Origin of the sequence: Bacillus sp. DE0042, assembly GCF_007680225.1 — a bacterium.
Lineage (GTDB): Bacteria > Bacillota > Bacilli > Bacillales > Bacillaceae_G > Bacillus_A > Bacillus_A wiedmannii.
Window position 1 is genome coordinate 1,558,593 of record NZ_VEJP01000001.1, and the last position, 13,827, is coordinate 1,572,419.

At 36.3% G+C, this 13,827-nt stretch carries 15 protein-coding genes; 10 read left to right on the forward strand and 5 right to left on the reverse strand.

Going from position 1 to position 13,827, the window contains the following annotated elements:
* The first annotated feature begins 63 nt into the window (after positions 1-63).
* The 6 genes from FS802_RS07800 to FS802_RS07825 all read left to right on the forward strand — a co-directional run bounded on the left by FS802_RS07800 (position 64) and on the right by FS802_RS07825 (position 6,415).
* A complete protein-coding gene (locus FS802_RS07800; RefSeq protein ID WP_000428853.1) occupies positions 64-909 on the forward strand; it encodes a TylF/MycF family methyltransferase in 846 nt (281 codons plus the stop codon).
* Positions 910-1,049: 140 nt separating this feature from the next.
* Positions 1,050-1,808, forward strand: coding sequence for a class I SAM-dependent methyltransferase (locus tag FS802_RS07805; protein WP_098654961.1), 759 nt, complete (start codon positions 1,050-1,052; stop codon positions 1,806-1,808).
* A 6-nt stretch (positions 1,809-1,814) separates the two neighbouring features.
* Positions 1,815-2,750, forward strand: coding sequence for a glycosyltransferase family 2 protein (locus FS802_RS07810; RefSeq protein WP_001059625.1), 936 nt, complete (start codon positions 1,815-1,817; stop codon positions 2,748-2,750).
* A gap of 146 nt (positions 2,751-2,896) precedes the next feature.
* Positions 2,897-4,057, forward strand: coding sequence for an FtsW/RodA/SpoVE family cell cycle protein (locus FS802_RS07815; protein WP_000654714.1), 1,161 nt, complete (start codon positions 2,897-2,899; stop codon positions 4,055-4,057).
* 74 nt (positions 4,058-4,131) lie between these two features.
* Complete coding sequence (prpE, locus tag FS802_RS07820) at positions 4,132-4,872, forward strand: bis(5'-nucleosyl)-tetraphosphatase PrpE (protein WP_000667004.1); 741 nt, start codon at positions 4,132-4,134, stop codon at positions 4,870-4,872.
* A 154-nt stretch (positions 4,873-5,026) separates the two neighbouring features.
* On the forward strand, positions 5,027-6,415 hold the full coding sequence (locus FS802_RS07825; protein WP_000730491.1) for a peptidase G2 autoproteolytic cleavage domain-containing protein: 1,389 nt from the start codon (positions 5,027-5,029) through the stop codon (positions 6,413-6,415).
* 48 nt (positions 6,416-6,463) lie between these two features.
* Here the strand turns inward: FS802_RS07825 and FS802_RS07830 are convergent, their stop codons facing one another.
* Genes FS802_RS07830 through FS802_RS07845 form a run of 4 tightly spaced genes read right to left on the reverse strand, consistent with a single transcriptional unit; the run spans position 6,464 to position 9,229 of the window.
* On the reverse strand, positions 6,464-7,357 hold the full coding sequence (locus FS802_RS07830; RefSeq protein ID WP_001079117.1) for an RluA family pseudouridine synthase: 894 nt from the start codon (positions 7,355-7,357) through the stop codon (positions 6,464-6,466).
* A 15-nt stretch (positions 7,358-7,372) separates the two neighbouring features.
* Positions 7,373-8,170 carry an NAD kinase gene (locus FS802_RS07835; protein WP_000673190.1) on the reverse strand — a complete coding sequence of 266 codons (798 nt, stop codon included), beginning with the start codon at positions 8,168-8,170 and terminating at the stop codon, positions 7,373-7,375.
* An 18-nt stretch (positions 8,171-8,188) separates the two neighbouring features.
* On the reverse strand, positions 8,189-8,827 hold the full coding sequence (gene yjbM, locus FS802_RS07840) for a GTP diphosphokinase (RefSeq protein WP_001081480.1): 639 nt from the start codon (positions 8,825-8,827) through the stop codon (positions 8,189-8,191).
* A gap of 30 nt (positions 8,828-8,857) precedes the next feature.
* Complete coding sequence (locus FS802_RS07845; RefSeq protein WP_001180000.1) at positions 8,858-9,229, reverse strand: UPF0738 family protein; 372 nt, start codon at positions 9,227-9,229, stop codon at positions 8,858-8,860.
* Between the two features lie 146 nt (positions 9,230-9,375).
* Between FS802_RS07845 and FS802_RS07850 the strand changes: the two genes are divergently transcribed.
* The 4 genes from FS802_RS07850 (at position 9,376) to FS802_RS31000 (ending at position 11,830) form a co-directional block, all read left to right on the forward strand.
* A complete protein-coding gene (locus tag FS802_RS07850; RefSeq protein ID WP_000191104.1) occupies positions 9,376-9,954 on the forward strand; it encodes a CYTH domain-containing protein in 579 nt (192 codons plus the stop codon).
* Between the two features lie 180 nt (positions 9,955-10,134).
* Positions 10,135-10,533 (forward strand): globin domain-containing protein, encoded by a 399-nt coding sequence (locus tag FS802_RS07855; RefSeq protein WP_000043382.1) that lies wholly within the window; start codon positions 10,135-10,137, stop codon positions 10,531-10,533.
* Entirely contained in the window at positions 10,533-11,426 is an 894-nt protein-coding gene (locus FS802_RS07860) for a ClpXP adapter SpxH family protein (protein ID WP_098720259.1), read from the forward strand. Before FS802_RS07855 ends, FS802_RS07860 begins: the two co-directional genes overlap by 1 nt.
* A gap of 230 nt (positions 11,427-11,656) precedes the next feature.
* Positions 11,657-11,830 carry a hypothetical protein gene (locus FS802_RS31000; protein WP_046957017.1) on the forward strand — a complete coding sequence of 58 codons (174 nt, stop codon included), beginning with the start codon at positions 11,657-11,659 and terminating at the stop codon, positions 11,828-11,830.
* A gap of 129 nt (positions 11,831-11,959) precedes the next feature.
* Here the strand turns inward: FS802_RS31000 and pepF are convergent, their stop codons facing one another.
* Positions 11,960-13,786 (reverse strand): oligoendopeptidase F, encoded by a 1,827-nt coding sequence (pepF, locus tag FS802_RS07865; protein ID WP_088057601.1) that lies wholly within the window; start codon positions 13,784-13,786, stop codon positions 11,960-11,962.
* Positions 13,787-13,827 lie beyond the last annotated feature (41 nt).

Sequence of the window (13,827 nt, forward strand, 5' to 3'; positions counted from 1 at the left end):
TCATTAAATCTTTCTTTTCTACATAGTCATAATGTTGTATGACATTCCGCAGGAGGCACTTATATGGAAAATAAATCAGCTGTCCAGCTTTATCTCGAGTTATTAAAGAAAACAATTTTATTTGAAATATGGTTAGAATACGAACCATACTTACCTGCTTCGTTACATATATCTAAAGAGCTATCATATGAACCAGTTACAGTTCCACTTCCTTTATTTCTTAAGCAATACGTAGAAAATCACAATTTAAAAATCGTTGATCCTAACGTTTCAAAAAATGCGCGTCAAGGTGGCAAGGATTGGCCAAGAGCAGCACACAGTATGGTTGGCCGAAAACGTATGAATCAATTACATGAGGCTATGGAAACTGTTGTAAGGGAAAATATAGAAGGTGATTTTATTGAAACTGGTGTATGGCGCGGAGGATCATGCATTTTTATGAATGGTTTTTTACAAGCAAACAACATTACGGATCGTACTGTGTGGGTTGCCGATTCGTTTGAAGGTCTGCCAGCACCTAACTTAGAACAATATCCGAAAGATTATGGTGATTATTTGCACACATTCGATTACTTACGAGTTTCTTTAGAAACAGTGCAAGAAAACTTTAGAAAATACGATTTATTAAATGATCAGGTGAAATTTTTAAAGGGTTGGTTTAAAGATACATTGCCTTCAGCACCGGTAGAAAAAATTGCAATTGCTCGCCTTGATGGTGATATGTACGAATCAACGATGGATAGTCTTGTAAACTTATACGATAAAGTTTCAACAGGTGGCTATATTATTATTGATGATTACGGATTGGTAACATGTGCAGAGGCTGTAATTGATTTCAGAAAGGAAAGAAACTTACAAGCTCCTATTACTAAAATTGATGATTTCGGTATTTATTGGCGAAAAGAATAGAATATAACTTTATTTTTTGAGGGGTCCTATTACACTACTTATTCATAAAAACTAATTGTGTAAAGTTCCCCTCACTATAAATGATTAACTTATATATACAATAGAAATCCCCTACTTTACTACAAGGACGGAGTGAATGTATGAACGAAAACGAGAAAAAAATCACATTAATTCCACCACCAGAACTCGTTCAATATGTAGGTGGTAATTTTGAAGAAGTTGGAAAAGAGTTTATGCAGTATTTTATTGAAATTGGCAATTTAAAATCAAATGAAACAGTGTTAGATGTAGGCTGCGGCATTGGCCGAATGGCGGTTCCATTAATGAACTATTTAAGCGATGAAGGTACTTATTATGGATTTGACTTATTCAATGCGGGGATTACATGGTGCAAAAATAACATTTCTACACGCCGTAACAATTTCCATTTTGAACATGTCGATATATATAATCAATTCTACAATCCCGATGGAAAAGAAGATGCTTCCCAATACAAGTTTCCATATGAAGATGAATCATTCGATTTTATTTTTTTAACGTCTGTATTTACCCATCTCCTTCCGAAAGAATTAGAACATTACGTATGCGAGATCGCACGAGTTCTGAAAAAAGATGGGAGATGTTTTATTACTTTCTTTTTAATTAACCCTGAATCATCCTATTATTTAAATGCAGGACTAAGTACGTTAGGTTTTTATCATCAAATTGACAATTGTTATGTTCTAAATAAAGATATCCCTAATTTCGCAGTTGCCTATCCTGAGGACGATATTCGTACCCTATTAAATAAATATGGGTTAGAAATACAGTCCCCTCCTCACTATGGTTCATGGTGTAGCAGAACTGAACACACAAGTTATCAAGATATTATTCTTACACAAAAAACTTCTGAAAGGTAGTTGTATATGAATAATATAAAAAATCCGCCTCTCGTTTCCATCCTTATTCCCACCTATAATCGACCACATTATTTTAAAATTGCTTTAGAAAGTGCATTAGCGCAAACGTATTCAAATATTGAAATTATTATAGGGGACGATAGTACAAATAATGAAACAGAAAAATTAATATACAGACATTATTTACATAAGCATAAACATATAACATACATTCGAAATGCCTCTACTCTAGGACAATTTAATAACGCCCTTATGCTCTTAGAACAGTCAAATGGAGAGTACATAAATTTCTTAATGGACGATGATACATTTTATAATAATAAAATCGAAAAAATGATGTTTTATTTTCAACAAGACCTCAATAAAAATCTCGCACTTATCACATCCTATCGCGCTTGGATTGATGATAATGGAGATATAATTGAACAACATCCCTCCATGAAAAAATTATATGATGAAGATACTCTACTAAATGGGAAAGATTTTGGAAACCGTATGCTTATGTCAGGACAAAATATTATCGGTGAGCCTACAATCGTACTCTTTAGAAAAAGCCTATTAACGGAACCTTTCGGCACTTTACATGGCAGAAAATATGGTTGTAGTGTTGATATGGCCTCTTGGCTAAGTTTACTTTCAAAAGGTGATGCGATGTATATAACTGAGCCCTTAAGTTCATTCCGTCTTCATACTGGACAGCAAGTACGTCACAAATTCCTTGAGGGCTGTGAAGATTTTTCTCAGCTCGTTTTAGCTTCGAAAAAGTATGGTTTCTTACAAGACACTAAATATTATAAAAAAGGTTTGATAAGAGCTTACGGATGGTATAAAAATGCGGTCAAATTTTACGATCTATTTCCAAACCTCATTCCAGATAAAAATACACATGCACGACTTTCTTATTGTTTAAATATCATTACAAAAGAGCTCCGTGCAATATAGTCCATCACAAGGGAGGAGCTATTCCTTCCTCGTGATGTATGACTTCCCACAAATAGTGGAATAAATGTATGCATAGTCTGCTTGTATATTATTTTTATCATGACATGATCCATATACTTACTAGGCGATAGAAAGGAATACATACATTGAAAGATCCAAATTCTCAATATCAAATAGACTACGTATTACTATTCATCTTATTTGCCATTGGGACTGTTAGTTGCTTTGCAATTGCAAGTGCACAAGCCTCTTTACCACCATTTTTGCAAAGCGTAAATTTTGTATTAAAGCAAATCCAATGGTACTTCATTGGATTTATAGCCATTGGTATGATTATGATTATTGATTTCGATCGTTATCAAAAAATTGCTTGGTATTTATATAGCTTTGCATTGGTACTACTAATTGGACTAGAACTTCAAGTACCAGGTGCCGTTACAATAAAAGGTGCGACCGCTTGGTACAGGCTTCCAGGCTTCGGAAATTTCCAGCCTTCTGAAATTATGAAATTGTTTTTAATTATCGTCACCGGACGAATTATAGCAAATCACAATGAGAAACATTTTTTCCGAACAATACACGGCGATTTTTTATTACTCGGAAAAATATGTGCAACAAGTTTGCCACCCCTACTACTTATTGCAAAGGAACCTGATTTAGGAAACACAATGGTAATTTCAGCTATGCTCGCAGCAATGATACTAGTTTCTGGTATACGTTGGCGGTTTATTTTCGGATTAGTTTCCGGTATTTTTGCAGCTGGCGTTACATTAACGTATATTTTTTTTACTCATACAAAATTCTTTAAAGCACACATTTTACAAGAATATCAACTAAATCGCTTCTACGGCTGGTTAGCGCCATACAAATATGATGCGCAAGGCTATCAATTAAGACAAGCTTTCTTAGCTACTGGATCAGGGGAAATGCAAGGAAAAGGTTGGGAAAATGGACAAGTATACTTTCCAGAACCACATACAGATTTTATTTTCACCAATGTCGCTGAGCAATTCGGCTTTTTAGGCGCAAGTGTCATTATTTCACTTTTTTTCCTACTTATTTTCCGCATGATTCATATCGCTTTAGAAAGTAATGACCCTTTCGGTAGTTACATCTGTGCTGGTACAATCGGAATGTTTACTTTTCAAGTATTTCAAAATATCGGGATGACCATCGGATTACTACCTATTACAGGAATTACATTACCCCTTATGAGCTACGGAGGAAGTTCCTTACTCACATACATGATAGCGATTGGATTCGTTTTAAACGTTCGCTCAAGAACGAAAATCTTTATGTTTAAATGACGAGCAAAAACAGTATATTTTTATCTCTATCCTTTTTTAGATATACTAATGAAAAATATGGTGGAGGTTTAAATATGAAATTTGACATTATAGGGGATATTCATGGATGCTTTCAAGAGTTTCAAGATTTAACGACGAAACTCGGATACAACTGGAATAGTGACCTGCCGTTTCACCCTGACCAACGTAAGCTTGCATTTGTTGGTGATATTACAGATCGCGGCCCTCATTCATTACGTATGATTGAAATTGTATGGGAACTTGTCATAAATAAAAAAGTAGCTTATTACGCTCCGGGAAATCACTGTAATAAACTATACCGTTTTTTCCTTGGGCGTAATGTGACAATCGCTCATGGACTCGAAACAACTGTTGCCGAATATGAAGCACTGCCTTCTCATAAACAAAACATTATAAAAGAAAAATTTATCACCCTTTACGAGCACTCTCCTTTTTATCACGTACTCGATGAGAAAAGGTTAATTGTATGTCACGCTGGAATTCGGCAAGATTACATAGGAAGACAAGATAAAAAAGTACAAACCTTTGTATTATATGGCGATATTACAGGAGAAAAACATGCTGACGGCTCTCCTGTCCGTCGCGACTGGGCACAAGAATATAAAGGAAAAGCTTGGATTGTATATGGACATACACCCGTTAAAGAACCTCGCTTCGTAAATCATACAGTCAATATTGACACTGGCGCTGTATTTGGTGGCAAACTAACCGGACTACGTTATCCTGAGATGGAGACCGTTTCCGTCCCTTCCTCCCTGTCTTTTGTCCCTGAGAAATTTCGCCCAATTTCATAACGATCCTTATTTAGATATCATTCACAAATTACGAGGATTACCGTATCATTTAGGCGGCTCTCCTATAAAAACTAGGTAAAGTAATTAAAAAAAGATGCAATAAAGTGCATCTTTTTTTAATTACACGGCATATACTGTCGCAGGAGGTGACAGAATGAAGAAAAAATCTTCTAAACAAAAAAGAAAATGCCCGCCTTTTTATCTGCCCATGTACGGAATTAACAACTGGTGCAGCATTCGAGCTGCAGCTTTAGAAGAACCGGACGGACAAGGGGCTTCCCCCAAAAACAAAGCTAAACCAAAATATGTCTCTTTAGAAAATGCTGTAATGAGCCGCATAATCGATAATAGAAAAACAAAGATGCAGCAAAAAAATAAACCTCTTTCTACTCACACTGAACAGATTGTGCCTTCTGAGCAAACAGAGAAAAATACAGAAGAAGACATCCCTGTAGCAATAAATAAAAAAGCAGAATCAGAAATTCCAGCTGCTATTATAAATCAAGTGAAAAAAATAAGAGAAGCATTAGCACCATCCAATGATATACAAACAGAAAAAACGATCATAATTCAAACTCCTACACCTGAAAATACAAAAGTAAAAAAAGGGGGACGTTATGCACATGCAGAGGGGCTTCACTCTAATGCAGAGGGTACAGCTTCACATGCAGAAGGACTTCTTACACACGCAAAAGCTTCTTTCTCTCATGCGGAAGGATCAAAAACGAAAGCAACTGGACATAGTTCCCATAGTGAAGGAAGTGAAACGACAGCAGGTGGCTCTTATTCTCATGCGGAAGGTAAACATACAATCGCTTTAGGCGAAGCAGCACATGCAGAAGGAACCGCGACTATCGCTAACGGATTCTCTTCTCATGCGGAAGGTAATCATACATCAACAGCTCATTTTGCAGGTAGCCATATTATGGGGCGCTTCGGCACAGCAGAAGAATCTTATTCTTGGTTTATTGCAAACGGCACAAATGAAACCGATCATAATATCGGTGCAAAGTGGCTTGCTCATAATGGGGAAATGTATATTGATGGCGCTTCTTACAATGCAAGTGGAACTGATTTTGCACAAATGTTTGAAACAACAGACAATAATTTTATTGATGTAGGTTATTTCGTTACATTTAGTAGCGAAGAAAAAATTCGGATCGCTACTTCAAACGATTCATTCATTTTAGGAATATCTAGTGCAACCCCTGCCCTTATAGGAAATAGCGGTGCTTTAAGTTGGCAAAAACGCTATAAAACAGATAACTTTGGAAAACGCCAATATGTGCGTACGGAATCGCAAGACATACAACCTCTTTTAAATACAGGATGGGATCCGACTTGCAAATATATAGCAAGAAAAGATCGTACCGAGTGGCTTCCTGTCGGATTAATTGGACAAATGTTAGTACGTGATGACGGCACTTGCGAAACGCATGGATATTGTCGTCCAAATAACGATGGCATTGCTACAAAATCCGAAAGTGGCTTTTTCGTTATAAAGCGCACGGGTGAAAATCAAATTTTAATATTATTCCGCTAAGAAAAAAGGGAACAAAATTCTTCGTTACATAAGAATTTTGTTCCCTTTTTAAGTATGCCTTAATACCTCTTCCATATCGCTTGGAATCGTTGTAGTGAAAGACATTTCCTTCTCTAAAATAGGATGATAAAAAGTCAAAGATGTACTATGAAGTGCTTGACGTTTTATCACATCTCTTCGTCCTCCATATAAATCATCACCAAGTAACGGGTGGCCTATATGAGCCATATGTACACGAATTTGATGCGTTCTTCCGGTCTCAAGCTCAAGTGATACATGCGTCTTGTGATTGGCGCTATCCATCACTCTAAAATGAGTAACTGCTCTTTGCCCATTTTCACAAACGGTTCGCTCAATAATGCTATCCGATTTTCGTCCAATCGGTGCATCAATCGTTCCTTCTCGTTCTATCATCTCACCGTGAACAATTGCTTCATATGTTCTTTTCACAGCTTTTTGTTGATGCTGTTTCGATAAAAGATGATGCACGAAACGATTTTTTGCAATAAGCATAAGCCCTGAAGTATCACGATCTAATCTTGTTACGATGTGCACCGTACTTGCAAGATGCTGCTTATCATAATGAGATAAGAGCGCATTCGCAACACTCCCTGCCGGATGTTCTCTAGACGGAATCGTTGACATGTTCGCCTCTTTGTTTATGACAAGAACCGCATCATCTTCATATACAATACATAAAGGGATATCTTCTTTAATCATCCCTTCACTTCTTTCTTCCACTGGAAAAAAGACACGTAATTCTTCACCAGCTTGCAACTGATGACGAACACTCGCATGTTGATTATTTACTTCAATAGCTCCGCCGCGAAATTTTATATCCGTTAAGGCGGCTTTAGAAATCCCTTTTGTTTTTAAAAATTCTCTAACTAAAGTTCCCTCTTCAGCCGATTCAATATCCCATTTCAATGTAAATCTGTTCAAATATATAAACCCTTTCTATTTATCTGCAACAAACGAGTCACGAACTCGTTTCCAGAACGGGAACGGACGGAAACGAACAAATCGTACTTTCTCGTTTGCAACGCGATACTGGATTGATTTCACATCTTGATGAACCATCGTTAAATGGTCCACCGTAATTTGTAAGTTCATTCCTGCAGCCGGCTTCAACACACATGTATGATGCTTCGGCAATACGAGTGGCGAGCCTACAGTACGAAACACGCGGTTATTAATAGATGCCATTTCTGCAATTTGAATCGCTTCAATAGAAGGGTGAATAATCGCTCCGCCAAGCGCCTTATTATACGCAGTACTTCCCGAAGGAGTAGAAATACAAAGGCCATCTCCGCGGAATGTTTCAAAGTACTCTCCGCGTATTTCTACTTCTGTTACTAATGTACCTTCTGCACTTTTTACAGTTGCTTCATTCATCGCCAAATACTGTGATTCTTTACTCCCATTCACATAGCGAATAATCACTTCTAAAAGCGGATATTCCACCACTTGGAATGGTGTTTTAGCAATTGCAATTACTAATTTCTCTACTTCTGTCGGTAACCAATCTGCATAGAAACCTAAATGCCCTGTATGTACACCAACAAATGCTGTTTCATCCAATCGATTATAATAACGATGAAACGCATATAAAAGCGTTCCATCTCCCCCAACAGAAATTACAATATCGGGTTCCTTTTCATCCATTATAAATCCAAAATCTAGCAAGTATTCTTTCATCGTGCTTGCCAGTGTATCTGATGATTGATCTCCCTTTGACATAATTGTAAATTTCATCGCCCAACACCCTTTAGTTTATGATTCGGAATCTTTCGTTTCTTGTTTTCTTGAAAAAGCTTTCTGCGCTTCTTGAATCTCAAGACGAATAGAAGACATTTCTTCATCTAATAAAAACGCCGCTTCCGCTGCGCGTTGCAAGCGTATTTTAATATCTTCAGGAAAACGTCCACTATATTTATAATTTAAAGAATGCTCAATTGTTGCCCAAAAATTCATTGCTAACGTGCGTATTTGGATTTCTACCAATACTTTTTTTTCTCCCTGAATCGTTTGAACGGGGTAACTAATGACAACGTGATAAGAGCGATAGCCGCTATCTTTCTTTTGCGTGACATAATCACGTTCTTCCACGATTTCAAAGTCATTTCGTTTTCGAAGATATTCTACAACAGGCTTAATCTCATCAACAAATTGACACATCATTCGAAGGCCCGCGATGTCTTGCATATCTTCTCTCAGCCGATCTAGCGGTACATTTCTCTTCTCCGCTTTATCAATAATACTAGCAACCGACTTTACCCTTCCTGTTACAAACTCAATTGGAGAATGCTCTGTTAACATTGCAAATTGAGTACGCATTCCTTTTAGTTTCACTTTCAGCTCTGCCACCGCTTGATGGTAAGGTGCTAAAAATTCTTCCCAATTTCGATTCATTTCAACCACCACCAAAATCAATCCATTTGCTTATAGAAATACTTTTTCTACAGCAGTTACTAGTTCTTCTCCGTAATTTGCATTACCTTCAATATTTTCAACTAAATATTCTACTTCTTCTTTTAAATTTTCTAATTCCATTTCAACGTCATTCACACGAACGAACATTACTATATCGTTATTCATCGCTTCATGCATTGCTTCCCAGCATGTGTGCGGAATACTTACATAAATGAAAGATGATTCGTTTTCTAAAATATATAAAAATGATAAATTGTCTGAGTCTACAAGTACGTGATTACGCGCACTTAACTCCTTTACCTCTATTTCACTATTTTCCGCACAAAAAATAAGCGCATTCTCTCTCTTTTCTACGCTCTTAACTTGAATTTTATTTTGCATGCTCTAACTCCTCCATCTCAACTTCCTGTCTTACTTAACAGTATTATTGTATCATAACATGGACGCAAACAAATAAAACATTGAACCAAATTTATGAAAAAGCGATAATGTGTAAAGAATTATTTTTTAAAAGGAGCGCGCATACAATGACACAAGAAATTGAAATTGAATTTAAAAATATTGTTACAGAAGAAGAATTCGATACATTATGTAAATCATTCTCTATTGAAGTATTTACGAAACAGGTGAATCACTACTTTGAAACACCGGGCTTCTCGTTAAAAGAAGCTGGCTCTGCACTTCGTATTCGTCATAAAGGAGAAACTTATACATTAACATTGAAACAACCTGCAGAAGTCGGCTTGTTAGAAACGCATCAAGTCGTAACAGAAGCCGAAGCAAGAATGATGATGGAAACAAACGTAATCATTTCAGGGGCTGTAATGGATCAACTACACAAATTACAAATTCCTGTTTCCACTTTAACTTATATGGGTAGTTTAACAACTGAAAGAGCCGAAACACTATTTGAAGGCGGAACGCTTGTCTTTGATCATAGTTTCTATTACAATCACGATGATTATGAAATTGAATTTGAAGTGCAAGATGAAGAAACAGGAAAAGCTGCATTTATTCATTTATTAAAACAGCACGACATACCAATCCGTCATACAAATAATAAAGTAAAACGCTTTTTCCTTGCCAAACAAAACAAAGCACGCTAAAGTGAAAATTCCACTAGTGAATACGTTCTACTAGTGGATATATCTCACTTTTTAAAAGGAAAAGATTCTTTTACATTTGAAAAATAAGCAAAGAACGTTATGAAGGCTGTTTATTTGCCCTCTAGAACATTCCATTGCTACAATAGATATACATTTCATGGAAAAAGGAGTTTATAAAGGATGAGCAAGCAACCGATGACACCATTTGAAGCAATTGGCGGTGAACAATGCATTGCAATATTAGTAGACACGTTTTATTCCTATGTCAGTAAACACCCTGACCTCTCTCCCATCTTCCCGGATGATTTAACAGAAACCGCTAGGAAGCAGAAACAATTTTTAACGCAATATTTAGGTGGTCCTAATTTGTACACTGAAGAACATGGTCATCCTATGTTAAGAGCACGCCACCTTCCGTTTGAGATTACTCCAAAACGAGCAGAGGCTTGGCTATCATGTATGGAGCAAGCAATGGATGACACAGGAGTGCACGGTCATATAAGAGAGTTCGTTTTTGAACGTTTAGCGTTAACTGCTCAGCATATGGTTAATACTCCAAACGAAACAGGTGAAGTGTAATGGATAAGCAGGAAGCAAAGCATATAAATATGCCATCTCCTTCCGCATGTGAGCATAAGTCTGTAGAAGCATATTTATTTATTGATCCACTTTGTAAAGATTGCTGGGAAATTGAGCCCTTTATTATTAAACTATGGCTTGAATACGGGAAATACTTCTCTATTCGTCATATCGTAACTGGAAAAATGGACGGAACGAACGCTTCCTCACACAAATGGAATAAACCTGCTAATATTCGATTTGTGTGGGAAAAGACAACAAGTTTACAAGGTTTTTCATGTGATGGAAAGGTACATATGCAAGAAGCATCGTCAACACCATATTTAGTTTCGATGGCAATTAAGGCAGCGGAGTTACAGGGCCGAAAAGCAGGTTCGAAGTTTTTGCGAAAACTCCAAGAATACATTTTCCTTGAAAATGTATCAAACCCTGACTGCGAATTATTACTTGCATGTGCAAGAGATAGCGATATTGATGTAGAAGAATTTAAAAAAGACCTACATTCCGCTAGCGCAAAAAAAGCTTTCCAATGTGACTTGAAATTTACAAATGAGATGCATATTACAGAAATACCTTCTCTCGTATTCTTTCATGCGAATTCAGATGAAGAAGGTATTAAAATCGCTGGAACTTATTCCTACGACGTATACGTACAATTATTGAAAGAACTTGTAAAATGTGAAATCGAGCCAGAACCATTACCACCTTTAGAAGTGTTACTAGAAGCAACGCAATTTATATCTTCAAAAGAAGTAGCATTTATATATGACTGCTCGCAGCAAGAGATCGAGCGTGAACTGAAAAAATTACAACTGAAACGAAAAGTACAAATGATTGACGTAAAATGTGAGCGTTATTGGAAATGGATAGCAAAAGAAAAAGACCTGGTGTAAAACACCAGGTCTTCTTCTTTACGGCTTATAAAAATATTAAAGGGGATGGGAGAAATTTTCACGTTCAAACAAAGGGGTATATGTTTGTATGTGAATTCGTTCACGCTTATTATATTACAAGATTCGACGTCAGATGACAACCCCTTTTGTCGAATTTCACACTTTTGTCACATTCTAAACGTTTTCATTTCTGAATAAGCTATAAAAAAGCTATTTTGGAGGTGTTCTGTATGAAAAAAACGTATATTTTACTTATCTTACTAGCTGTCATCGTTTCTTTTTTCTTGTACATCCTCTCTCTACTACAAGCTTTTCCTAAAATTATTGCCTTCCCTCTTTTATTTGGAGTCATTGTCATCGCTCTCTCTTATTTCAACCATAAAAAACGATTTAAAGGGTTTTAACTACAAAAATCACCTGTAAAAATGCCTTCTAATTTAGAAAAAAGAAAGAAATTCACCTTATTTTTTCGACAAATATCGACAAAAATATTTAAAACAAAAAAAGACGAGGTAAATTCCTCGTCTTTACAATTAATTCTCTTCAAATAATAATGCTTCTAATTCATTTAATTTCTCTTCAAATACTTGTAGCGCTTCTTTTACCGGTTCTGGAGATGCCATATCTACTCCAGCTTTTTTCAGCACTTCAATTGGATAATCTGAGCTTCCTGCTTTTAAGAACTCATTAATGTAACGTTCTACTGCTGGTTGCCCCTCTTCTAAAATTTGTTTAGATAAAGCCGTTGCTGCACTAAATCCTGTTGCGTATTGGTATACGTAATAGTTGTAGTAGAAGTGCGGAATACGAGACCACTCTAAACCAATTTCTTCATCGATTACTAAAGCATCACCGAAATATTTCTTATTTAAATCATAGTAGATCTCCGTTAACATGTCTGGCGTAACCGCATGTCCTTCTTGTACTTTCTTATGAATAATATGCTCAAACTCTGCGAACATCGTTTGACGGAATACAGTACCACGGAATCCTTCTAAATAATGATTTAATAAGTATAGACGCTCTTTCTTATCTTCTGTCGTTTTTAATAAATAATCGTTTAGAAGTGCTTCATTACAAGTTGATGCTACTTCCGCAACGAAGATTGAATAATCACCGTATACGTGCGGCTGCGTCTTTCTTGTATAGTAACTATGCACGGAATGACCGAACTCATGAGCAAGTGTATATAAATTATTTACATTATCATGCCAGTTCATTAAAATATACGGATTTGTTCCATATGCACCAGATGAATATGCTCCGCTTCGCTTTCCTTTATTCTCATACACATCTACCCAGCGATTTTCATATGCTTCTTTTAAAATGTCAACATACTCATCACCAAGTACGTTTAAAGACTTTAATAACATGTCTTGTGCTTCTTCATACTTCACGTTCATTTTCACTTCTGGTACAAGTGGTGTATATAAATCATACATATGAAGCTCATCAAGTCCTAGTGCACGCTTACGAATATCAATGTAACGATGTAGCAAGTGTAAATTATCATTTACAGATTCAACAAGTTGATCATACACCGCTTCAGGAATATTATTATTACTTAATGCAGCTTGACGTGCAGAATCGTATTTACGAACACGCGCATTGAAATTATTACGTTTCACAGCTCCGCTTAACGTGCTTGCAAATGTGTTCTTATATTTCCCGTACGTTTCATATACAGCTTTGAATGCATCTTCACGCACACGACGATCATCACTTTCTAAAAACTGAATGTAACGACCATGTGTAATTTCCACTTCTTCTCCATCCTCACCTTTAATAGATGGGAATTTCAAATCCGCATTATTCAACATACCAAATGTATTACTTGACGCACTCATTACTTCAGATGCTTCTGCTAATAGAGCCTCTTCCGCTTCAGATAATACGTGCGGGCGTTGACGCGTAATTTCTTCTAATGCATGTTCATATACACTTAAGTCTCTATTTTCTTTCAAGAATGTTTGCAGTGTATCTTCTGAAATCGATAAAATTTCAGGCACAATATATGCTGTGCTACTAGATACTTGTGAATATAAATTTGTTGCGCGGTCATTTAACGCTTGATACACAGAGTTTGTTGTATCTTGATCGTAACGCATATGTGCATATGTATATAGCTTACCTAATCGCATTGAAATTTCGTCTTCATATTGCAATGCTTCAAGTAAATTGTTCGCAGAGTCACCAAGTTTCCCTTTAAATTCAGTTAACTTCGGTAATAGCTCTTTAATAGCTTGGAATTCTTTTTCCCATTCTGCATCTGTTTGGAAAATATCTTCTAATCGCCACGTACTTGATTCTTCAATTTCTTTGCGATCTGGTAATGTTTTTGCTGTGTTTTGTTCAGACATCCTTTAAGCCCTCCTTTAAATATCTCTACTTACATACAATT